Genomic DNA, 21,654 nt, shown 5'->3' with positions numbered 1-21,654 from the left:
TCGCGGCGCGCAGGGGCCGCCAGACCCGCCATTCAAGGATGACCCCATGTTGCTTCAGATCGGCGTCCAGCTGCGTTACGCGGTGCAGGCCCCCACCGACATCATCTTGCAGATCACCGTGCCCAGCTTCGCCGACCAGCGGGTGATCCACGACGATATCGCGATCAGCGACACGCTGCACCACGCCACCGTCTCGGCAGAGGAGGGGCTGGGCGAGCGCAGGCTGCTGCGGGTGGAGAAGGATTTCGCCTGCAACTACACCGCGCGGGTCGAGGTCGACCGCCCCGCGCTCGACATCGCACTGCTGCCCGCGGTGCCGCCCCACCAGTTGCCCAGCGATGCGGTCCGCTACCTGATGCCCTCGCGCTATTGCCAGTCGGATGAGCTGCAGAACTTCGTCGCCGCCGAATTCGGCGACAGCAGCGGCGGCGCGCGCATCGCGCAGATGCGCGACTGGATCTTCGAACGGTTCAGCTACGTGCCCGGGTCCAGCAACGGCCAGACCACCGCGCTCGACACCTTCGTGCAGCGTCAGGGCGTCTGCCGCGACTATGCCCACGTCATGATCGCGCTGGCCCGCGCCTCGGCGATTCCGGCCCGCTTCGTCAGCGTCTATGCCCCCTACGTCACGCCGCAGGACTTCCACGCGGTGGCAGAGGTCTACCTCGACGGTACGTGGCACCTCGTCGATGCGACGGGCATGGCCGCGGCGAACCAGATCGCCCGGATCGGCGTCGGCCTCGACGCGGCAGAGGTTTCGTTCTTCTCCAGCTTCGGGCCGGTCAGCCTGCAGAACCAGTCGGTGCAGGTCACCGTCGACCAGTGACGCGCAGGCAGGGCAGGTGCTTGTCATCCGCCCTGCCTGCGCGTAACCCGGTGCGCGACCACACGGGCAGCGACGACGGCGGATGATCCGGCCGGCCGGATGACCGCCACGATCCCCGGACGCCGCCATGACCGCCACGATCCTGCACGACAGCCCCCTCGGCCCGCTGGGCGCCGACGCAAAGGATGGTTGCATCACCCGCCTGCGCTGGGGGCCGGGCACCCTGACCGAGGGGGCCTTGGCAGACCTCTTGCGCACCGAACTCGCGGCCTATTTCGCGGGTCGGCTGACCGCCTTCACGGTGCCGCTCGCGATCACCGGCAGCGCATTCCAGCGCGCCTTCCTCACCGCTCTGACCCGGATCCCCTACGGCCAGACGCGCACCTACGGCGATCTTGCCGCGGGCTTGGCCGTCAGCGCGCAGGCCATCGGTCAGGCCTGCGGTGCCAACCCGATCCCGGTCCTCATCCCCTGCCACCGGGTGCTGGGGGCGCAGGGGCTCGGCGGCTTTTCCGGCCCCCGCGGGGTCGAGGACAAGGTCGCCCTGCTGCGGCTGGAAGGAGCGGCGGGCCTGCTGATATGACATTGACAGTCTTCTTCGCAGTGCTGGCCGCGGCCGTCCTGCATGCGGTCTGGAACGCGCTGATCCGCAGCGGGACCGACAAGCAGACCGCGATGCTGGTCCTGACGCTGGGCAACGCCCTGACCGGACTTTGCGTCGTCGCCACCCGCCCCTGGCCGGGGGGCGAGGTCTGGGTCTGGATCATCGCCTCCGGCGCGATCCATACGGCCTACCAGCTCTTCCTCGCCTATGCCTACGAACAGGGCGACCTCAGCCGCGTCTATCCTCTGGCCCGCGGCGGGGCGCCGATGATCGTGCTGGCGGTCAGCCTGATCTTCGCCCTCGACGCCGTGTCGGGGACAGAGGTGGCGGGTGTCCTGCTGCTGGGCGCGGGGCTGGCGGTCATGGCGCGCGGCGTCTTCGACAGCGGAGAGAGCCGTCGCATGTTGCCCTTCGCCGCCGGGTCCGCCTGCGCCACCGCGGCCTATACCCTGACAGACGGGATCGGAGCGCGCGTCGGCGGCGATCCGGTGGGCTATACCGGCTGGCTGCTGATCGCCGCCGCGGTGTTCTACGTGCCCGTGATCCTCGCCCTGCGGGGCCGGACGGTGGTGCCGCGTGCGGGGCGGGTCTGGGGCATCGGTCTGGTCGCCGGGGCCTGTTCCTTCATGGCCTATGGCATCGTCGTCTGGGCCATGACGCAGGCCCCCATCGCTCTTGTGGCCGCGCTGCGCGAAACCTCGATCCTCTTTGCCGTCATCATCGGCTGGCGCGTCTTCGGCGAGGCGATGGGCCGGCAAAAGGCCGCGGCCGCCCTGCTGATCGTGGCGGGCGTGGTGCTGACGCGGATCTAGCCGTCGCGGCCGTAGACGACCTGCTGCGCCGCACCGGCCAGCGTCAGGTAGACGCTGGTGACGATCAGCCCGTAATGCGCCCAACTGCCGGGGTCGAAATTCACCCAGGCCGCCCAGCCCGCAAAGACGACCCAGGCCAGCGCCATCGGCAGGGTCACGACCTGCCAGCGCTTCGTACGGACCGGGTGGACGAATTTGACCGGCACGAACATCGTCACCGCCAGCACCGCGACGAGGCCAAGGCAGACCCACCACGCCGGCGCGATCGCGAAAAGCACCAGAACCAGCATGTTCCAGCACCCCGGAAAGCCAGAGAAGCTGTAGTCCGTCGTCTTCATCCGGGTGTCGGCGAAATACATGGCAGAGGCATAGGTGATGATGATGATCGCCACCCAGCCCGACCAGCCGTCCATCAGGCCCGATCCGTAAAGCGCGTAGGCGGGAATGAAGACATAGGTCAGGTAGTCGATGATCAGGTCGAGCAGCACGCCGTCGAACTCTGCGGCATTCGTCTCCACGTCGTAGCGGCGCGCCAGCGGCCCGTCGATGCCGTCGACGAAGAAGGCGACCACCAGCCAGAGGAACATCAGCGCCCATTCGTGATCCACCGCCGCCAGCATGGCCAGCATGGCAAAGACGGCGCCGGTTGCGGTCAGCAGATGAACGGCGAGGGCTTTTTGCGAGATCGTCATCGGGGCGCTTTCGGCTGGGGCTGTGCGCAGGTTAGCGGAAGGTCGCACGGATTGTGAAGGTCGGAGCCTCCGGCGGGAGTATTTTTCGAAAATGCGAGGAGGACGCGGTGACCTCGGGCAGAGGCGTTGGCGCGCGTGCGGACAGGGTTGTGACTGTGTGCCGGGGAGCCTTTTGCGACGGACCCCGCTTACGCGCGCGGGTGGGCGGCATCGTAGACTTCCATCAGGCGGGCGGCGTCGACGGAGGTATAGGCCTGCGTCGTCGACAGGCTGGCATGGCCCAGCAGTTCCTGGATGCTGCGCAGATCACCGCCGGCGGTCAGCAGGTGGGTGGCGAAACTGTGGCGCATGGCGTGCGGCGTGGCGGTGGCCGGCAGGCCAAGCTGCAGGCGCGACACCTCCATCACCTTCTGGATCGCCCTTGGGTTCAGAGCGCCGCCGCGCTGGCCGCGGAACAGCGGGCCGCCGTCGGTCAGGTCGTGCGGGCAAAGGCGGACATAGGCTGCGACGGCGTCGCGGGCGGCGGGGATGACGGGGACCATGCGGTCCTTGCCGCCCTTGCCGGTGATCCGAAGGGTGGCGGGCAGGGGGCTTTGCCGCGTGGTCAGCGACAGCGCCTCGGAAATCCGCAGCCCGCAGCCGTAAAGCACCGTGACGACGGCGGTATCACGGGCGGCGACCCAGGGCTCGCTCGCCTGACATTCGACGCGGTCGATCATCGCGCGGGCGGCGGGCTCCTCCAGCGGGCGTGGCAGCTTCTTGGTGAACTTGGGGCTGCGGATGGTCAGGACGGCGGTGGGTTCGAACCCCTCGCGGTCCGACAGCCAGCGGTAGAAGGTCTTGACCGCCGACAGGCTGCGCGCCAGCGACCGGGCGCCGACGCCACGGCCCCTCTCGTGCGCCATCCACGCCCGCATGTCCCCCGTGGTGATCCGGGCGAGCGGGCCGAGGCCCACCGCGTCGCCGTGGTGGACCTGCATGAAGGCCATGAAACCCATGACATCGGCACGGTAGGCGGTGATCGTGTTCTCGGCGGCGTCGTTCAGCGCGGCGCAGTGATCCAGCCAGCCGTTCAGCGCATCGGTCAGCTGCGGCGCGATCATACGCCGGCCATCAGCCAGCGCCTCATGCTGCGCTCGAACACGCCGCCGAAGAAGGTCAGCAGGTCCGTGCCCTGCTGCGGTGTGAACAGGTGCGGATCCTCCGACCCCATGACCAGCATGCCGGGCAGGCGGCCGGTGCCAAGGTCGAGCTTCAGGCAGGCCTCCGACCGGACGTAGTCGGATTTCTCGCCGTAGACCTCTGCCCCGTGGTTCTGGACCTGCCGCAGGGTGACGGCGCGCACCGGGATGTCGCGGCCCCGGGTGATATAGGCGTCGCAGAAGCCCGGACGCCCGACGCTCAGCACTTCGCCCAACTGGCGGATTGCCGGATCCTCGCCATCGGAATCGCTTTCGAGGACGAGGCGCATCACGTCGACGCGCAGGGTGTCGGCCACATCGCCGGCCAAGTCGCGCAGGAAGGTCTCGAACCGGGTCGCGTCCATCAGGCGCAGCACGGCGCGGTGGACCTGATTGGTGCCGGCAAGGTTCTCGTAGGCGGCGGCGATGACCGAGCGGTGGGTATCCTCCAGCCTGTCGAGGCGGGATTCCAGACGTTCCATCGCGATGCCGCGCAGATCGACGATGTTGCCGCCCATTGCGCTGTCGTTGGCGCCGACGAGGGCGCGCATGATGTCCTGATCCTCCAGCAGAAGTTCAGGGTCCGCGATGATGCGGTCGCGGATGGAGGTATCCATCAGGGGTGTGCTGCTCATGTGCCTGCTCTTGTTTGTTTCGTGACAGGCTAGCAGGTCTTTCGCCCGATTTCGCCCGTAAATTGTAGAGGTCGTGCAAGGGGTCTTGGCTGTTGCACGGGGGGTTCAGTGGTTGGCCTGGCCGGGGTGCAGCGGGGTGAGGCGGGAAAAACTTCGGCTGACGCAGCACCGGACGGGTTGGCGTTCGGATAAGGGGAGTCTACCTGAGGGGTGTAACCCTGAAAAGGCCGATATGGCGCAATCCCGTTTCAATGCAGGCGAACTGGTCGGCGTGCTGACGACGCAACCGCTGGGGCGGGTGCTGGACTACAGGGCGCCGGAGGACGGTTGCCTCGTCGGCGATTTCGTCGAAGTCCCGCTGGGGCCACGGCGGATCCTCGGCGTGGTCTGGGGGCCCGGGGCGGGCGATTACGACTACGCCAAGGTCAGGGCGATCTTCCGGGTCCTCGACGTGGCGCCGATGCGCGACGAGATGCGCGCGTTCCTGAGCCGCGCGGCCGACTATACGCTGACGCCCCTCGACGCCATGCTGCGGCTGGCGACGCGCGCGCCGGGACTGGGCGAGGCGCCGGGCACGCGGAAGGTCTATCGCCTCGGATCGACAGAGCCGGAGCGGATGACCGATGCCCGCCGCGCCGTGCTGGAGGTCCTGCGCGACTACGGCGGGCTGTCGTTCACGCTGAAGGAACTGGCGGACATGGCGGGGGTCGGGACCTCGGTCGTCAAGGGCATGGTGAAACTGGGCGCCGTGTCCGAGGAAGAAGCGCCGCGCGACACGCCCTATCCCCGGCTCGACCCCGGCCACGGCGGCAAGGACCTGACGCCCGATCAGGCGGCGGGAGCCAAGGTGCTGGCAGAGGCGGTGGCCTCGGGCACCTATGGCACCACCTTGCTGAAGGGCGTCACCGGGTCCGGCAAGACGGAAGTGTATCTGGAGGCCGTCGCCGCCTGCCTGCGGGCCGGACGGCAGGCGCTGGTGCTGTTGCCGGAAATCGCGCTGACCGGAGAGTTCCTCGACCGGGTCGAGGCGCGGTTCGGGCAGCGCCCGGCGGAGTGGCATTCCGGCGTGACCCAGACAGAACGGCGGCGCTGCTGGCGCATGGTGGGGCAGGGGGACGCGGACCTTGTCGTCGGCGCGCGGTCTGCCCTGTTCCTGCCCTACCGCGACCTGGGCCTGATCGTCGTGGATGAGGAGCACGACACCTCCTACAAGCAGGAGGATGGCGTGCTTTACAACGCGCGCGACATGGCGGTGCTGCGGGCGGCGGGGACGGGGGCGCAGGTGGTGCTGGCCTCGGCCACGCCAAGCCTCGAAAGCTGGGCCAACGTGGAGGCGGGGAAGTATCGCCGGCTGGAACTGACCTCGCGGTTCGGGCCCGCGGTGATGCCGCGGATGGCCGCCATCGACATGCGGACCGAGGATCTCCCCGGCGGGCGCTGGGTGTCGCCGACGCTGCGCGCGGCGATGCGGGACCGGCTGGACAAGGGAGAGCAGAGCCTCGTGTTCCTCAACCGGCGCGGCTATGCGCCGGTCACGCTCTGCCGCGCCTGCGGGCACCAGATCGGCTGCGACGACTGCGACGCCCGAATGGTGGAGCACCGTTTCCTGAAGCGACTGATGTGCCACCAGTGCGGCGCCACGAAGCCGATGCCGACCGTCTGCCCCCATTGTCAGGTCGAAGGCAAGCTGAGCGCCGTCGGCCCCGGGGTGGAACGGATGGGCGAGGAGGTGCAGGCGCTGTTCCCTGACGCGCGGGTCGCGGTGCTGAGCTCCGACCTCTACGGCTCGGCCCGGGCGATGAAGGCCCATATCGCAGAGATCGCGGCGGGCGGCACCGACATCATCATCGGCACGCAGCTGGTGGCGAAGGGGCACAACTTTCCCAAGCTGACGCTGGTGGGGGTGATCGACGCGGACCTTGGGTTGCAGGGCAGCGACCTGCGGGCGGCGGAGCGGACGTTCCAGCTGATGCGGCAGGTCGCGGGACGTGCCGGCCGGGCCGAGGCGCCGGGCGAGGCGCTGTTGCAGACCTACCAGCCGGAGCATGCTGTCATCCGGTCGATCGTTGCGGGCGACGAGGAAGCCTTCTGGGCCGCCGAGGCGGCCGAGCGGCGGGCGGCGGGGGTGCCGCCCTATGGCCGCATGGCCGGGATCGTGCTGAGTTCGACGGACGTGCAGGAGGTCTTCGACCTCGGCACCGCGCTGGCGCGGGCGGATGCGCCACTGCGGCGGATCGGGGCGCAGGTCTTTGGCCCCGCACCCGCGCCGATCGCCCGGATCCGGGGGCGACACCGGGTGCGGCTGCTGGTGAAGGCGGAAAAGTCGGCACCCCTGCAGGCGGCGCTGGCGGAATGGGCGGGACAGTTCAAGCTGCGCGGCGATCTGAGGATGGCGATCGATATCGATCCCCAGAGCTTTTACTGACGCCTCGTCGCGGGGCGAAGATACATTGCAAAATGCAAATGTTTCGCATGCGATACATATTATGTCATATTGAACGGTTCTTTAACGGGTTCGGGCGCAGGATCGGATCAGACGCAACGGCAGAGGAGGTCCAGTGACGAAACATGTGACGTGCAGCGGTACGGTGGGACGACGCTGTTCGGGCTGACGCCCGAAGGCGCCCCGCCCACCGTCCCCTGCGGCCTCTGTCCTCTTGTCAGATCTCAGGTGCCGTGGGGCTCCTCTATTCTGGGCAGGAACCAGATCAGCAGGCCCGCGAGGGGCAGGAAGGCGCAGATGCGGTAGACCGACTGGACGCCGTAGCTTTCCGCCAGCACGCCGAGGATCGCCGCGGCGATGCCGCCGAGGCCGAAATTCAGACCGTAGAACAGGCCGCCGATCAGCCCGATGCGGTCCGGCAGGAGGTCCATCGCATAGATCAGGATGGCGGCGAAAGCGCTGGCCATGACGAGGTTGATCATCACCGTCAGCACGCCCGTCCAGAACAGATCGGCGTAGGGCAGCATGAGGGTGAGGGGCAGCGGACCGAGGACCGAGATCCAGATGATCCGGCGCCGCCCGATCCGGTCGCCCACGATGCCGCCGACCAGCACGCCGACGGCGGCGGCAAGCAGAAAGACGAAGAGCATCAGCTGACTGGCCGGGATCGAGAGTCCGAAGCGGTCGATCAGGTAGAAGGTATAGAAGGAGCGGAAGCTTTCGCCGTAGGTATTCTTGGTGAACATCAGGAAGGTCAGCACGATCAGGCTGATCGCGATGGTCCGTGTGCCGTGGGATGGGGCCGGCGCGCCGTCGCTCTGGCTTTTGCGGCGGGCGGCGAAGGCCGCGCTGATGCTGCGCTGCTGGCTGCCGATCCAGCCCAGCAGCAGCATCGCCAGCAGGGCGAAGACCGCGAATGCCGCGAGGCTGGGCTGGCCCCAGGGCACGATGATCAGCGCCGCGGCGACGGGACCGAGGGCACCGCCCGCCTGCCCGCCGACCTGAAAGATGCCCTGAGCAAGCCCCTGGCGGCTGCCTGCGGCATAGCGGGCCATGCGCGTCGCTTCTGGATGGAAGATCGACGAGCCGACGCCGATCAGCGCCACCGAGGCGAGGATCATCGCGTAGCTTTGCGCGAAGGCGAGGCAGACGAGGCCCGAGAGGGTAAACATCATGCCGGCGACCGGCGAATAGGGGGCGGGGCGCTTGTCCGTGATCAGGCCGACGACAGGCTGCAGCAGGGCGCCCGCGATCTGGAAGGTCAGCGTGATCATCCCGATCTGCACGAAGTCGAGGGCGTAGGCCTCCTTGAGGATCGGGTAGGCGGCGGGGATCAGGGACTGCATCATGTCGTTCAGCAGGTGCGACACACCCAGCATCACGAGAACGGTAAGGTGGGTGCCGGTACGCGACGTGATCGTCATGGAACTGTCCTGCGGATGGTGGCCGTCTGGCTGCAGTTGCTCACACCCGCGTGACGGTCGCAAGGGGACCCGTGACAAAGCCGGTCCGGGGCGTGGCATTGTCGCGCGAACCGCCTATATGACGGGGGCAACCCGCACAGGAGGTTTCCACATGTTCTTCATGTCCCGCGCCAAGTCGGAAATGGTCTCGCCCGAAAATGCCCTGAAGGGCCGCGATCAGGCGATCCCGACGGAAAAGATGCACTTCGTCCTCGATACGCCGATCCATGACGTGCCGGAGGGGCACGCGGTGGCGATCTTCGGCATGGGCTGTTTCTGGGGCGTCGAGCGGATGTTCTGGACGCTGGACGGCGTCACGACCACGGCCGTGGGCTACGCCGGCGGCTACACGCCGAACCCGACGTATGAGGAAGTCTGCACCGGCAAGACCGGTCACAACGAGGTGGTGCGCGTCGTCTACGATCCCGCGAAGATCGGCTATGACGATCTGCTGCAGGTCTTCTGGGAAGGCCACGACCCGACGCAGGGCATGCGGCAGGGCAACGATGCGGGGACCCAGTACCGGTCCGGCATCTATGCCACGAACGCGGAGCAGAAGGCAGCGGCGGAGGCCAGCCGCGAGACGTTCCAGCCGCGCCTGACGCAAGCGGGCTACGGCGCGATCACGACCGAAATCGTCGATGCGCCGGAGTTCTACTTCGCGGAAGGCTATCACCAGCAGTATCTGGCGAAGAACCCGAACGGCTATTGCGGGATCGGCGGCACGGGTGTGACCTGTCCGATCGGCGTGAACGCCTGATCCGGCAAGGCCCCGGCGGTGGACGCCGGGGCCTTTCGCGTTTGACGCCTCGCGGGACAGCGCCTAACTGGCGACCAGCGAAGGAGACAGGCGCCATGACAACCTACACCGCATTGACCACGACGACCGGGCGCGAGGTGGCCGAAGGGCTCGCCACGGCGCTGGAGGCGTTGCAGCCGGAGCCCACGGGCATCGGCGTCTTCGAGGTGGAGGACGGGTCCGGCCTGTTCGAGGTGGCGGCCTATTTCACCGATCCCCCGGACCGGGCGGGACTGGCGGTGCTGGCCATGGTGCACGGGGTCAAGGATTTCAACGTCTCTGATGTGCCGGACGAGGACTGGGTCGCCAAGGTGCGGCGCGACCTGCCGCCGGTCGATGCGGGGCGCTTCTTCGTCTACGGCAGCCACGATGCGGACAAGGTGCCGACGGGCCGCGTGCCGCTGCTGATCGAGGCGGCGATGGCCTTCGGCACCGGTCATCATGGCACGACGCTGGGCTGCCTGCTGGCCTTCGACCGCATGGTCGACGCGGGCACGGTGCCGCAGAACGTGATCGACGTGGGCTGCGGCACGGCCGTGCTGGCGATGGCGGCAGCGCATGTCAGCCCCAATGTCGTGCTCGCGTCGGACATCGATCCGCTGGCGGTCGAGGTCGCGACGGCAAACGTGACGGCGAACGGACTGGACGGTCGGGTGCGCTGCGTCGTGGCGGCCGGGTTCGACGCGCCGGAGCTTGCGGCGGCGGCGCCCTTCGATCTGGTCTTTGCCAATATCCTCAAGGGGCCGCTGATCGCGCTGGCGGATGACATGGCACGGGCCACACAGGCCGGCGGCACGGCGATTCTGTCGGGCATCCTGAACGAACAGGCGGATGACGTGGCAGCGGTTTATGCACGCGCCGGCTTCAATGAGGTCCGAAGGGACAGCATTGTCGACTGGACGACGCTGACATTAACCAAATAAGGCGAAAACCGGTACGAAAATGCGGCGTGCCTTGGAATTGCCACAATTCGACCTCAGTTTCGGATGCAGAAGGTGGGGGCCTTCGGGGACTGCCATGGCACTGGAACACAAGCCTTTCGAAAACCGCGTTGGCCGGATCATGCAGCAGCGACGCAGGCTGGCTGGCGGCTTCGGCCTGACCGTCGACAGCAACAACCTGATCGTGCCGCGCCCGCAGCACGTGACGCTGGTGTTTCCGTGGCGGGGCCTGTGCCTTGCCCTGCTGATCGGTCTGGCGTTCAAGGCCTATCTGCTGGCCACCTTCGACGCGCCGGCTTATGCGGACAGGCTGGCCATTCTGGAAACGGGTCGCCCGGTAGAGCGGGCGGGCGCCTGGGTCATGCAGCCGGACCCGGCCTCCGTTGCTCTCGCAGGGGTGATCCGGCTGCTGCAGCGCTGAGCTGCGGAACTTCGGGGCATGGCGACGGGGGTCGCGAGCGAAATTGCTTGTGAGCCGAAGGGCAGACGTGGAAACGCCGCGCCGGAGGGGTCCGGGCGCGGCGTTTGCATGTCTCGGTCGGGCTGGTCGATCAGCGGCGCAGGCCGCCGGCGGCCACGTCCTTGATGTCGCCGTAGCACAGGCCGATATCGTCGAGCTCTCGCGCGGAGAGCTGGGACAGGGACTTGCGGGTGATGCGTGCATCGTTCCACGCGCTGAGGCGGGACACGAAGGCGGTGAAGATCCCGGACGTCATGCCGCCGGTCAGGGCGGGGTTCATGCGGGTCGAATTGAGCGATGCCATGGAATGGCTCCTGAAAATATCTGTGCCGCGATCCGCGGCGATTGCGGTGATGCCTGCCACCTAGTCCCGCGCGGGCCATGCCACTACCCCCGATAAATGCACACCCCTTATGCGTTTTATGAATGCCATGAAAACGGGCAGGCGGCGCGATTCCCGGGCAACGGGGTCCAGGGTGGATGTCGGCTGGTCTGCAGCTTGGGGGCCGGTCGGGGCGATGCAAGAGACGGGACGCTTGGTTTGCGTTCGCGCTTTGTGCTAACGGTGGCGCAATCACAAGAAAAGAACGAGGGCGAGATGCGGGTATTGGGGATCGATCCGGGGTTGCGGAACATGGGCTGGGGTGTCGTCGACGTACAGGGCAGCCGGATCACCCATGTCGCGAACGGCATCTGCCACGGGCTGGGCGACAACCTGGCCGAACGGCTGTTGGCGCTTTACCAAGGCCTGTCCGCCGTGATGATCGCCCATGCACCGGATCGGGCGGCGGTGGAGCAGACCTTCGTCAACAAGGACGCCGTCGGTACGCTGAAGCTGGGTCAGGCGCGGGGCATCGCGCTTTTGGTCGTGGCGCAGGCGGGGATCGAGGTGGGCGAATACGCGCCCAACGCGGTCAAGAAGGCGGTGGTTGGCGTGGGCCACGCGGCCAAGGCACAGATCGACCACATGGTGCGGTTGCAGCTGCCGGGCGTGGCGTTGGCGGGGCCCGACGCGGCGGATGCGCTGGCGATCGCGATCTGCCACGCGCACCACCTGCAGTCGGCGGGACATCTGGACAAGGCGCTGGCCAAGGCCGCCGCGCGGGTCGCCTCGTGATCGGGCGGATCGCCGGGCGGCTGGACTACCGCGCCGCGGACCATGTGCTGATCGATGTGCGGGGGGTCGGCTACCTCGTCCATGTCAGCGACCGGACCATGGCGGGCCTGCCGGGGAATGGCGAGGCGGTGGCGCTCTATACCGATCTGCTGGTGCGGGAGGATGTGCTGCAGCTCTTCGGGTTCACGTCGCTGGTCGAGAAGGAGTGGCACCGGCTGCTGATGGGCGTGCAGGGAATCGGGGCGAAGGCGTCGCTTGCGATTCTGGGCGCGCTGGGGCCGGAGGGGGTGTCAAAGGCCATCGCGCTCGGCGACTGGCATGCGCTGGCGAAAGCGAAGGGCGTGGGCCCCAAGATCGCGCAGCGCGCGGCGATCGAGCTGAAGAACAAGGCGCCCGCCGTCATGGCGATGGGGGGCGATGTCGTCGACAGTGACGACGTGGTGATCGCGGAGGATACGCCGGCCGGCCGGCCGCGCAAGGCGGCGGCGAAGGCCAACCCCGCGCAGGGCGAGGCGTTGTCGGCGCTGGTGAACCTTGGCTATGCCCCGTCTGACGCGGCGGCGGCGGTGGCCGAGGCGATGACGCCGGAGTCCACGACGGGCGAGGTGATCCGCGCCGCCTTGAAGCTGCTGGCCCCGAAGGGGTAGGGTGGTGCGCTCGTCGGTCCTGCCGTCCCTCCTCGCTGGTGAATCCTGATGTCCGATATCGACCCGACCCTGCGGCCCGATCCGCTGCCGGAGGATGCGGACCGCGCCCTGCGGCCGCAGACGCTGGAGGCCTTCATCGGTCAGGCGGAGGCGCGGGCGAACCTGCGCGTCTTCATCGAGAGCGCGAAGATGCGCAAGGACGCGATGGACCACGTGCTGTTCCACGGGCCCCCGGGGCTTGGCAAGACGACGCTGGCGCAGATCATGGCGCGCGAGCTGGGGGTCGGGTTTCGCATGACCTCTGGCCCGGTGCTGGCGCGGGCGGGGGACCTGGCGGCGATCCTGACGAACCTCGAACCCAACGATGTGCTGTTCATCGACGAGATCCACCGGCTGAATCCGGCGGTGGAGGAGGTGCTGTATCCGGCGTTGGAGGATTTCGCCCTCGATCTTGTGATCGGAGAGGGGCCGGCGGCGCGGACCGTGCGGATCGAACTGCAGCCCTTCACGCTGGTGGGTGCGACGACGCGGATGGGCCTGCTGACGACGCCGTTGCGCGACCGGTTCGGCATTCCGGTGCGGCTGGAGTTCTATACGGAAGGCGAGCTGAACGAGATCGTGACGCGCGGTGCGCGGCTGATGGGGGCACCCGCGACGCCGGACGGCGCAATGGAAATCGCGCGCCGCGCGCGGGGCACGCCGCGGATCGCCGGGCGACTGTTGCGGCGCGTGGTGGATTTCGCGCTGGTGGAAGGCGACGGCACCGTCGACCGGGCCATCGCCGACCGGGCGCTCACCCGGATGGGGGTGGACGACCTGGGGCTCGACAACGCCGACCGGCGCTATCTGCGCCTGATCGCCGAGAGCTATGGCGGCGGGCCCGTGGGGGTCGAGACGCTGAGTGCGGCGCTGAGCGAGAGCCGGGATTCGCTGGAGGATGTGATCGAGCCTTACCTGTTGCAGAAGGGGTTGATCCAGCGCACGCCGCGCGGGCGGATGCTGGCGCGGGACGCCTGGCGGCACCTGGGACTGGATGCGCCACGACGCGAGGGCGATCTGTTTGACTGACGCCGGACGCTTTGCGGGGCGTTTATCCGGGAAGATGATGGGGCGTCCCTCTGCGCGTGGGGCAGGGGTGGACCCTCCGGGGGGAGTATTTTGGAAAAAGCGAGGACGGCGGCGGTGACGGTTGAGGCGGCGGAGATCGAGGCGATGTTCACGCGCGGCGACGGCAGCTATCTGTGCGCGCGCTGGGGGCGGCCGATCGTGCCGGTGGTCTTCGGCGTGGACGACGCGACGCTGTCGGTCTTCAAGGGCGCGATCGAGGCGGTGGTGGCGCTGGCCGGGCACCGGATGGCCGAGACCGACATGGAACTGGGCGCGAACCTGATGGTCTTCTTCTGTCGCGACTGGGCGGAGTTGACGGAGGTGCCGCATCTGGACCGGCTGGTGCCGGACCTTGGCCCGCTGGTGGACCGGTTGCAGGGGGCGGAGGCGAACCAGTACCGCATCTTCCGCTTCGACGCGGCGGGCGCGATCCGGGCCTGTTTCGTGTTCCTGCGCATGGATGCGCATCTGGCGGCGGTCAGCGCCGACACGCTGGCGCTGAGCCAGGCCGTGCAGACCATCGTGCTTTGGTCCGACCGCGCCTTCCTGGATGTCTCGCCGCTGGCGCTGCTGGAGGGGGCGGCGGTGATCCGGCCGGAGGTGGCCGGGATCGTCCGGGCCGTCTACGATCCTGTGATGCCCGCGGTGGCGCGTGATGCAAGTCACGCGCTGCGGGTCGCGGCACGGGTGGGCAAGATGCAATGACGCACGAGATGCCGGTTCGGGTGTATTACGAGGACACCGACATGGGCGGTGTGGTCTATTACGCCAACTATCTGAAGTTCATCGAGCGGGGGCGGTCGGAACTGGTCGAATTGCTGGGGCTGAACCAACGCGAGATGCGCGACCGCGACGGCATCGTCTTCGTCGTGACGCGGGTGGTCGCGGATTACCTCGCCCCCGCGCGACTGGACGACCGGCTGGTGGTGCGGACGGCGCACCGGGCAGCCTCGGCCGTGCGCTGGGTCTTCGATCAGGAGGTCTTGCATGGGGATCGGGTGCTGTTCCGTGCCGAAGTCACCGCCGTCTGCATGACGCTGGACGGGCGTCCGACACGCCTGCCCGCGACCCTGCGGGGGCAGGTGCCGTGAAACAGCATGCTGATTGGCTGACTGTGCCGCCGCAAGGCAGGTTGGTGGCGGTCTGACCGGTCGCGTGTGATATCCGGTCACAGGTGCAAGATCCGTCGCCATTGCGTTTTCCGCGTCTACGATCCAGCCGCTCTGTTGCACGACCGCACGGAGTCTTGATCGGTTCCGACCGCCCTGGACGGCGGGTCGCCGCGCTGCCGCGCGGATTGCCGTTGGCGTTCGGCGCCCGTTCCGCTAGAATCGCCGCCAATCAGATCGCGCAAGCGGCCAAACGACAGAGCAGGCACCATGGAAACAGTCACCGACATCACGATGTGGTCGATGTTCGCCAATGCGACCATCCTCGTGAAACTCGTCATGTTCATGCTGATCGGCGCCAGTGTCTGGTGCTGGTCGATCATCGTCGACAAGACGATCCAGTATCGCCGCGCCCGTGCCGCGGCAGAGCAGTTCGACCACGCCTTCTGGAGCGGCGAGCCGCTGGATCAGTTGTTCGATCAGGTGGGGCCTGCACCCCGCGGGGCGGCAGAGGTGATCTTTGCCGCCGGCATGACCGAATGGCGGCGCAGCCACCGGCAGGACGGCGACCTGATCGCGGGGGCGCAGGCGCGCATCGACCGCAGCATGGACGTGGCCATCGGCAAGGAGACCGCCAAGCTGCAGAAGGGTCTTGCGGTGCTGGCGACGACCGGGTCGGTGGCGCCCTACGTCGGCCTGTTCGGGACGGTCTTCGGGATCATGAACGCCTTCATCGAGATCGCGCAGGCGCAGAACACCAACCTCGCCGTTGTCGCGCCCGGCATCGCCGAGGCGCTGCTGGCGACCGGGCTGGGCCTGATGGCCGCCATTCCCGCCGTCATCTTCTACAACAAGCTGAGCGCGGATGCGGACCGGATCGTCGCGGGCTGGGAAGCCTTCGCCGACGAATTCTCGACCATCCTGTCGCGCCAGCTGGACGCCTGAGCGATGGGGGCCGAGGCAGGCAACCGGCGGGGCCGGCGGCGGGGCCGGGCGCAGCCCATGGCCGAGATCAACATCACGCCCTTCGTCGACGTGATGCTGGTGCTGCTGATCATCTTCATGGTGGCGGCGCCGCTGATGACCGTGGGCGTGCCGGTGGACCTGCCCAAGACGGCGGCCAGCGCGCTGCCGTCCGACGAGGAGGAGCCGCTGACCGTGACGATCAAGGCCGACGGCAGCCTTGCGATCCAGACCACGGACACGGCCGAGGATGAGCTGATCACCAAGCTGCAGGCGATCGCGGCGGAACGCACCAGCGACCGCATCTTCCTGCGCGCGGACGGCACCAACGCCTGGAACCGTGTGGCAGAGGTGATGGGCGCACTGAACGCAGCCGGGTTCACCAACATCGGTCTCGTCACCGACATCGGCGGCACGACGCTGACCGGATCGGGTGTGGCGGCATCGGACCCGACGGGGTCGGGCAACTAGCGGATGCAGCGGACGACGGGCACATATGTCTCGGCGGCAGGGCATCTGGCGCTGCTGGTCTGGCTGATCGTCGGATGGGGGTTCAACGCCGAACCGCTGCCCTTCGAGGTCAGCGAAGTGTCCGTGGTGAGTTCCGACGAATATGCCGCGATCGTGGCCGCGACGACGCCCGACCCGACCGAGGCGCCGCCGGAGGCGCCCGAAGCGCCCGCCGCCGAGGCGGCGCCCGAGGTGCCGGTGCAGGAGGAGGCGGCCGCGACCCCGCCGCCCCCCGACGTGGCAGAGCCGCCCAGCCCCGATCTGCCGCCGCCTCCCGCGCCGGAACCGCCGGAGCCTGTGCCCGTCATCAGCGACGCCCCCGCCAGCCCCGGCGCCCCGGCCGAGGAGGTCGTGGCAGCGCCCGACCTGACCGAAAGCCCGCGCCCGGTGCCGCGCCCGGCGCAGCGGATCACGCCGGACCCGGTGGCGCCGCCACCCCCCGACGCGGCCCCCGCCGACGTGGCGCAGGATCAGGCGAGCCCCGATGCCGCCCCCGATGCGCCCGTCGTCGAGGAGGCGCAGGAGGAAACCGCCCCCGAGGAGGCGGCCACGGAAATCGTCACCGAGGCTGAGACGCCGCAGGGCAAGCTGACCGAGATTCCGCGCCCCCGGACCCGGCCCAACCGCCCGACACCTCCCCCGGCGCCGGAGGTGGAGCCCGAGACCGAGACCGCCGAGGCAGAGACGCCGCCCGTGGACGATGCCGCCGTGCAGGCGGCGCTGGAGGCCGCGACAGCCGCTGCGGCGGCGCCCGCCCAAGCGGCCAACGTCCCGCAGGGCCCGCCGCTGACGGGGTCAGAGCGCGAGGGGTTCCGCGTGGCGGTGAACCGATGCTGGAACGTGGACCCCGGCTCTCAGGCGGCGCGGGTCACGATGACGGTGGGCTTTTCACTGGGGCAGGACGGCAAGGTGAACAGCGACGTGCGACAGGTGGCCGCGACGGGCGGCGATGCTGCGGCGACGAAGATCGCCTACGATGCGGCACGCCGCGCGATCCTGCGCTGTCAGGGCACCGGCGGCTATGACCTGCCGGCAGAGAAATACAGCGAGTGGCAGGATGTGGAGATCACCTTCGACCCGTCCGGCATGCGATTGCGCTAAGCGGCGAAAGATCGCCGGTCGGGCGTAGTAAGACGGAAGCGCACTTGATAGTGTGGCAACAACAGGCAAACGGGCGCAAAGCCCTGCGAGTGAGGACGAGAGCAATGAAGAACCGGTTCATGATTGCCGCATTGGCCGCCGTGCTGGCGCTGGGCACGAGCGCCCCCGTGCTGGCGCAAGGCAGTCCCCTGCGGCTGACCATCACCGACGGCGTGATCGAGCCGCTGCCCTTCGCGGTGCCGACCTTCACGGCCGAGACGGCGGGGGCGGAGCAGCTGGCGAGCGACATCAGCCGCCTCGTGGCGCAGGATCTGAGCGGCACGGGCCTGTTTCGGGAAATCCCATCCAGCGCCTACATCAGCCAGATGGGGGCCTTCGGCTCTCCCGTCGCCTATCCCGACTGGCGGGCGATCAACGCGCAGGCACTTATCGGCGGCGCCGTGGCGGTGAACGGCGACCAGCTGACGGTGAAGTTCCGCCTTTATGATGTGTTCACAGGGGCAGAGCTGGGCGAGGGCCTGCAGTTCGCCGGCACCACCGGCGGCTGGCGGCGGATGGCGCACAAGGTGGCCGATGCCGCCTATAGCCGGATCACCGGCGAGGGCGGCTATTTCGACAGCCGCGTCGTCTACGTGGCCGAGCAGGGGCCGAAGGACAACCGCCAGAAGCGTCTGGCGATCATGGATTTCGACGGTGCGAACACCCAGTTCCTGACCGACAGCAGCGCGATCGTGCTGGCGCCGCGCTTCTCGCCCTCGGGCGACCGGGTGCTCTACACCTCCTACGAATCGGGCTTTCCGCGGATCAACCTGCTGGACGTGGGCTCCGTCACCAAGCGGCAGGTCGCGACGGCAGAGGGCGAGATGGCCTTCAGCCCCCGCTTTTCCAAGGACGGCAGCCGGGTGGTCTATTCCATCGCCAACGGCGGCAACACCGACCTTTACATGTCGGACCTGAACTCCGGCGCATCGACCCGGCTGACCAACGCGCCCAGCATCGAAACGGCGCCGAGCTTCTCCCCCGACGGCAGCCAGATCGTCTTTGAATCCGACCGCTCTGGCGGCAGCCAGATCTACATCATGTCGGCGGGCGGCGGCGAGCCGCGGCGCGTCTCCTTCGGCGAGGGCCGCTACGGCACGCCGGTCTGGTCGCCGCGCGGCGACCTGATCGCCTTCACCAACCAGAACGGCGGACAGTTCCACATCGGCGTCATGCGCACCGACGGGTCAGAGGAGCGTCTGCTGACGACCTCGTTCCTTGACGAGGGGCCGACGTGGTCGCCCAACGGCCGGGTGCTGATGTTCACCCGCGAAACGCAGGGGGCCGGCGGCACCTCGGCGCTGTATTCGGTCGATATTTCCGGCCGGAATCTGAAGGAAATCCCCGTGCAGGGCGGCGCATCCGACCCGTCGTGGGGCCCGTTGCAGCCATGATTAACATGGCCGTCGTGCCGTGCTAGAGTGATATCAAGAGCAGTTCATAGGGACGATTTGACATGAAGATGACGACCAAGGCGATGCTGGTTCTGCTGGCGCTGTCCACCGCGGCCTGCACCCGGCCGGACCGGTTCGGCGGGGCGAACGGCGCCGACGGGATGGCGAACGGCGGCGCGCCGCTGGGCAACACGATGCCTGCCGGCAACGGCGGCGCCTCCGACCCGCGCAGCGCGGCCTATTTCCAGCAGACCGTGGGCGACCGCGTGCTCTTCGTCGTGGACAGCAGCAGCCTGACGCCGCAGGGGCAGGCCACGCTCGACGCGCAGGCGAACTGGCTGCAGACCAACAGCGACTACCTCGCGATCATCGAAGGCCACGCGGACGAGCAGGGGACACGGGAATACAACCTCGCCCTCGGCGCGCGCCGGGCCAATGCGGTGCGCGAATATCTGGCGTCCAAGGGCGTCGCCGCCACCCGCCTGCGCACCATCAGCTACGGCAAGGAACGCCCGATCGAGGTCTGCTCGAACGAGGAATGCTACGCCAAGAACCGCCGCGCGGTGACGGTCATTTCGGTCGGATCGCTCAGCTGATGCGGGGCGTCGCACGGACACTGGCGGTGGGCGCACTGATCTTCGGTGCGACGACCGCCACGGCGCAGGACAAGGCCTCGACGCTGGCGGACATCCGCCAGCAGCTGGGCACGCTCTACAATGACGTGCAGGGCCTGCGGGCGGAACTGTCGACGACCGGCGCGCTGACCACGGGCGCGGTGGGCAACACCCCGCTCGACCGCCTGAACGCGATCGAAAGCGAGCTCACGCGCCTGACCGGCAAGACCGAGGAGCTGGAGTTCCGGATCAACCGGATCACCACCGACGGCACCAACCGGATCGGCGATCTGGAATTCCGGCTTTGCGAGATCGAGGAAGGCTGCGACATCGGCGCCCTCGGCGACACGCCCTCCTTGGGCGGTGTCGATTCCGCCGCGCAGGTGCCGGCCCCCGCCCCGGCCACGCCGGACGCCCCGCAACTCGCCATCGGCGAAAGTCAGGACTACCAGCGGGCGCAGGAGGCGCTCGCATCCGGTGACTTTCGCAGCGCCGCGGATCTCCTTGCGGCCTTTGGCACGACCTACCCGGGATCGACCCTGACCGAAGACGCGGCACTGGCGCGTGGCAAGGCGCTCGAAGGCCTCGGCGACACATCCAACGCCGCCCGCGCCTACCTCGAGGCGTTCTCGGGCAATCCCGAAGGCAAGGCGGCGCCGGAGGCGCTGTTCCGTCTGGGCAAGGCGCTGGGCGACGTGGGCCAGAATCAGGACGCCTGCGTGACCCTGAACGAGGTCGCGGTCCGGTTCCCGACCTCGCCCTTCGTGGCCGACGCCGCAAACACGCGCGTCGCGCTGTCGTGTCCCTAGGGACCGATCTGCCCCGGCGGTTCGCGGATCGCATGGGGCAGATGTTCGGCCCGGACTTCCCCGAAGATATCGCGCTTGCCGTGTCCGGCGGCGGCGACAGCATGGCGATGCTGCACCTCGCCGCCGGCTGGGCGCATGTCTACGGCGTGCGGCTGTGGGTCGCGACGGTCGACCACGGTCTGCGGGCCGAAAGCGCGGCCGAGGCGGCGATGGTCGCGGCGGAATGCAAGGCGTTGGGCCTGCGTCACAGCACTTTGCGCTGGGGCGGCTGGGACGGCGGCGGCAACCTGCAGGATGCAGCCCGCGCAGCCCGCCGCGACCTGATCGGGCGCTGGCGCGGCGTCTGCCGCCACGTTCTGATGGCCCACACCCGTGACGATCAGGCGGAAACCCTGTTGATGCGGCTGGCCCGCGGGTCCGGCGTGGACGGCCTGGCGGCGATGGCGGATATGACGCGCCTGCCGGCGGATTCGGCGCCGCCGATCCATGACGCGGACGGCCCGCCCCGGCCGGCGGTCATGGCGCCCGACTGGTTCATCGCCCGACCGCTGCTAGAGACCGACCGGGCGGCCCTGCGGCATTACCTGAAGACACTGCACATCCCCTATGCCGACGACCCGTCGAACGACGACACCGCCTATGCCCGCGTGCGGATGCGCCGCCTGATCGGGGCAGAGGGGCTGGATGTCGCCACGCTGGCCACGACCGCGCGGCACATGCGGCGCGCGCAGGTGGCGCTGGGGCGCCGGGCGCACGACGTGGCCCTGCAGATCGCCCGCACCGATCCCACCGCCCCCGGTTGCGTGGTGCTGGACCGCGACGGATTTGCCGCGACCGAGGCAGAGACGCAGTTGCGCCTGCTGGCGGCGGCCCTGCAGATGGTCGCGACTGCGACCTATCGCCCCCGCCTGACCGCGCTGGAGGACGCGCTTGACCGTGCGTCGGGCGGCGGGATCGTGACGCTGCACGGCGGCATCGTCGTGCCGCGCGGCGACAGGCTCTGGATCGCGCGCGAACCTGCGCGCGTTGCGACGCTGTCCGCGCCGGTCGGCGACGACACCCTCTGGGACCGGCGCTGGGCGCTTTATGGCCCTGACATCAAGGGCCTGCAGGTCCGCGCCCTGACAGAGGACGGCCTGCGCCAGATCTCCGGTCTGCCGCGGCCGCGGGCCCCCCGCGTCGTGCTGACCGGCCTGCCTGCCGTCTGGGACGGCGACCGGCTGGTCGCCTGCCGCCCCCTCGGCTTTGGCCCGGCCTACGACAGCGACCATCGGCCCCCCGGCGGAGAGTTTCCCAAACGGCTGCTTGCGCATTGAAGATCGCGCCGGAATGTCTATTTTGCATGACAACACGAGGCGCGGCATGGTTCCGCGTCATTTTCCCGATGT

The 21,654-nt window shown here is 68.7% G+C and carries 24 protein-coding genes; 19 read left to right on the top strand and 5 right to left on the bottom strand.

Translation table 11 applies throughout. The features are described from left to right. Positions 1–46 precede the first annotated feature (46 nt). From BUA54_RS06190 to BUA54_RS06180, 3 genes are all read left to right on the top strand, one after another. The gene (locus BUA54_RS06190) at positions 47–826 is read left to right on the top strand and encodes a transglutaminase-like domain-containing protein (RefSeq protein WP_072856366.1); all 780 of its coding nucleotides are present in this window, start codon (positions 47–49) and stop codon (positions 824–826) included. Between the two features lie 127 nt (positions 827–953). Continuing rightward, complete coding sequence (locus BUA54_RS06185) at positions 954–1,409, top strand: methylated-DNA--[protein]-cysteine S-methyltransferase (RefSeq protein ID WP_072856365.1); 456 nt, start codon at positions 954–956, stop codon at positions 1,407–1,409. Beyond that, positions 1,406–2,242, top strand: a complete 837-nt coding sequence (locus BUA54_RS06180) for a DMT family transporter (RefSeq protein ID WP_072856364.1) — start codon at positions 1,406–1,408, stop codon at positions 2,240–2,242. The genes BUA54_RS06185 and BUA54_RS06180 overlap by 4 nt, the downstream gene beginning before the upstream one ends. Here BUA54_RS06180 and BUA54_RS06175 read toward each other — a convergent pair. The 3 genes from BUA54_RS06175 to BUA54_RS06165 form a co-directional block, all read right to left on the bottom strand. After that, positions 2,239–2,934, bottom strand: coding sequence for a CDP-alcohol phosphatidyltransferase family protein (locus BUA54_RS06175; protein WP_072856363.1), 696 nt, complete (start codon positions 2,932–2,934; stop codon positions 2,239–2,241). The two genes, BUA54_RS06180 and BUA54_RS06175, sit on opposite strands and share 4 nt — an antisense overlap. 188 nt (positions 2,935–3,122) lie before the next feature. Continuing rightward, a complete protein-coding gene (locus tag BUA54_RS06170) occupies positions 3,123–4,037 on the bottom strand; it encodes a tyrosine recombinase XerC (protein ID WP_072856362.1) in 915 nt (304 codons plus the stop codon). After that, positions 4,034–4,750 (bottom strand): DUF484 family protein, encoded by a 717-nt coding sequence (locus tag BUA54_RS06165; RefSeq protein WP_072856361.1) that lies wholly within the window; start codon positions 4,748–4,750, stop codon positions 4,034–4,036. Before BUA54_RS06165 ends, BUA54_RS06170 begins: the two co-directional genes overlap by 4 nt. A gap of 232 nt (positions 4,751–4,982) precedes the next feature. On the opposite strand from BUA54_RS06165, the gene BUA54_RS06160 reads away from it, so the two are divergent. Beyond that, a complete protein-coding gene (locus BUA54_RS06160; RefSeq protein WP_072856360.1) occupies positions 4,983–7,175 on the top strand; it encodes a primosomal protein N' in 2,193 nt (730 codons plus the stop codon). 242 nt (positions 7,176–7,417) lie between these two features. On the opposite strand, the gene BUA54_RS06155 is transcribed toward BUA54_RS06160, so the two are convergent. After that, positions 7,418–8,617 (bottom strand): MFS transporter, encoded by a 1,200-nt coding sequence (locus tag BUA54_RS06155; protein ID WP_072856359.1) that lies wholly within the window; start codon positions 8,615–8,617, stop codon positions 7,418–7,420. A gap of 151 nt (positions 8,618–8,768) precedes the next feature. On the opposite strand from BUA54_RS06155, the gene msrA reads away from it, so the two are divergent. From msrA to BUA54_RS06140, 3 genes are all read left to right on the top strand, one after another. Next, a complete protein-coding gene (gene msrA, locus BUA54_RS06150; protein ID WP_072856358.1) occupies positions 8,769–9,416 on the top strand; it encodes a peptide-methionine (S)-S-oxide reductase MsrA in 648 nt (215 codons plus the stop codon). A gap of 95 nt (positions 9,417–9,511) precedes the next feature. After that, positions 9,512–10,378 (top strand): 50S ribosomal protein L11 methyltransferase, encoded by an 867-nt coding sequence (locus BUA54_RS06145; RefSeq protein WP_072856357.1) that lies wholly within the window; start codon positions 9,512–9,514, stop codon positions 10,376–10,378. Positions 10,379–10,472: 94 nt separating this feature from the next. Next, positions 10,473–10,817 (top strand): hypothetical protein, encoded by a 345-nt coding sequence (locus BUA54_RS06140; protein WP_072856356.1) that lies wholly within the window; start codon positions 10,473–10,475, stop codon positions 10,815–10,817. Positions 10,818–10,947: 130 nt separating this feature from the next. On the opposite strand, the gene BUA54_RS06135 is transcribed toward BUA54_RS06140, so the two are convergent. After that, positions 10,948–11,160 carry a DUF1127 domain-containing protein gene (locus BUA54_RS06135; protein ID WP_072856355.1) on the bottom strand — a complete coding sequence of 71 codons (213 nt, stop codon included), beginning with the start codon at positions 11,158–11,160 and terminating at the stop codon, positions 10,948–10,950. 294 nt (positions 11,161–11,454) lie between these two features. Between BUA54_RS06135 and ruvC the strand changes: the two genes are divergently transcribed. The 12 genes from ruvC (at position 11,455) to tilS (ending at position 21,582) form a co-directional block, all read left to right on the top strand. Beyond that, positions 11,455–11,973, top strand: a complete 519-nt coding sequence (ruvC, locus tag BUA54_RS06130) for a crossover junction endodeoxyribonuclease RuvC (protein ID WP_072856354.1) — start codon at positions 11,455–11,457, stop codon at positions 11,971–11,973. Further along, on the top strand, positions 11,970–12,620 hold the full coding sequence (gene ruvA / locus BUA54_RS06125; protein ID WP_072856353.1) for a Holliday junction branch migration protein RuvA: 651 nt from the start codon (positions 11,970–11,972) through the stop codon (positions 12,618–12,620). Before ruvC ends, ruvA begins: the two co-directional genes overlap by 4 nt. A 48-nt stretch (positions 12,621–12,668) precedes the next feature. Further along, the gene (gene ruvB, locus BUA54_RS06120) at positions 12,669–13,688 is read left to right on the top strand and encodes a Holliday junction branch migration DNA helicase RuvB (RefSeq protein WP_072856352.1); all 1,020 of its coding nucleotides are present in this window, start codon (positions 12,669–12,671) and stop codon (positions 13,686–13,688) included. Positions 13,689–13,832: 144 nt separating this feature from the next. Further along, a complete protein-coding gene (locus tag BUA54_RS06115) occupies positions 13,833–14,432 on the top strand; it encodes a hypothetical protein (RefSeq protein WP_072856660.1) in 600 nt (199 codons plus the stop codon). Further along, positions 14,429–14,818 carry a tol-pal system-associated acyl-CoA thioesterase gene (gene ybgC, locus BUA54_RS06110; protein WP_072856351.1) on the top strand — a complete coding sequence of 130 codons (390 nt, stop codon included), beginning with the start codon at positions 14,429–14,431 and terminating at the stop codon, positions 14,816–14,818. Before BUA54_RS06115 ends, ybgC begins: the two co-directional genes overlap by 4 nt. A 288-nt stretch (positions 14,819–15,106) precedes the next feature. Beyond that, on the top strand, positions 15,107–15,781 hold the full coding sequence (tolQ, locus tag BUA54_RS06105) for a protein TolQ (protein ID WP_178352712.1): 675 nt from the start codon (positions 15,107–15,109) through the stop codon (positions 15,779–15,781). 3 nt (positions 15,782–15,784) lie between these two features. Then, positions 15,785–16,270 carry a protein TolR gene (gene tolR / locus BUA54_RS06100; protein ID WP_072856350.1) on the top strand — a complete coding sequence of 162 codons (486 nt, stop codon included), beginning with the start codon at positions 15,785–15,787 and terminating at the stop codon, positions 16,268–16,270. A gap of 3 nt (positions 16,271–16,273) precedes the next feature. Further along, complete coding sequence (locus tag BUA54_RS21180; protein ID WP_072856349.1) at positions 16,274–17,410, top strand: hypothetical protein; 1,137 nt, start codon at positions 16,274–16,276, stop codon at positions 17,408–17,410. A gap of 104 nt (positions 17,411–17,514) precedes the next feature. Next, the gene (gene tolB / locus BUA54_RS06090) at positions 17,515–18,843 is read left to right on the top strand and encodes a Tol-Pal system beta propeller repeat protein TolB (protein ID WP_072856348.1); all 1,329 of its coding nucleotides are present in this window, start codon (positions 17,515–17,517) and stop codon (positions 18,841–18,843) included. A 62-nt stretch (positions 18,844–18,905) separates the two neighbouring features. Beyond that, entirely contained in the window at positions 18,906–19,439 is a 534-nt protein-coding gene (gene pal / locus BUA54_RS06085; RefSeq protein WP_072856347.1) for a peptidoglycan-associated lipoprotein Pal, read from the top strand. Further along, positions 19,439–20,266 (top strand): tol-pal system protein YbgF, encoded by an 828-nt coding sequence (ybgF, locus tag BUA54_RS06080; RefSeq protein ID WP_072856346.1) that lies wholly within the window; start codon positions 19,439–19,441, stop codon positions 20,264–20,266. The genes pal and ybgF overlap by 1 nt, the downstream gene beginning before the upstream one ends. A gap of 32 nt (positions 20,267–20,298) precedes the next feature. Next, complete coding sequence (tilS, locus tag BUA54_RS06075; RefSeq protein WP_072856345.1) at positions 20,299–21,582, top strand: tRNA lysidine(34) synthetase TilS; 1,284 nt, start codon at positions 20,299–20,301, stop codon at positions 21,580–21,582. Positions 21,583–21,654: the final 72 nt, after the last annotated feature.

The organism is Loktanella atrilutea (genome assembly GCF_900128995.1).
GTDB lineage: Bacteria > Pseudomonadota > Alphaproteobacteria > Rhodobacterales > Rhodobacteraceae > Loktanella > Loktanella atrilutea.
The sequence above is the reverse complement of the archived record's forward strand: the minus strand, read 5'-3'. Positions and strand labels throughout refer to the sequence as shown.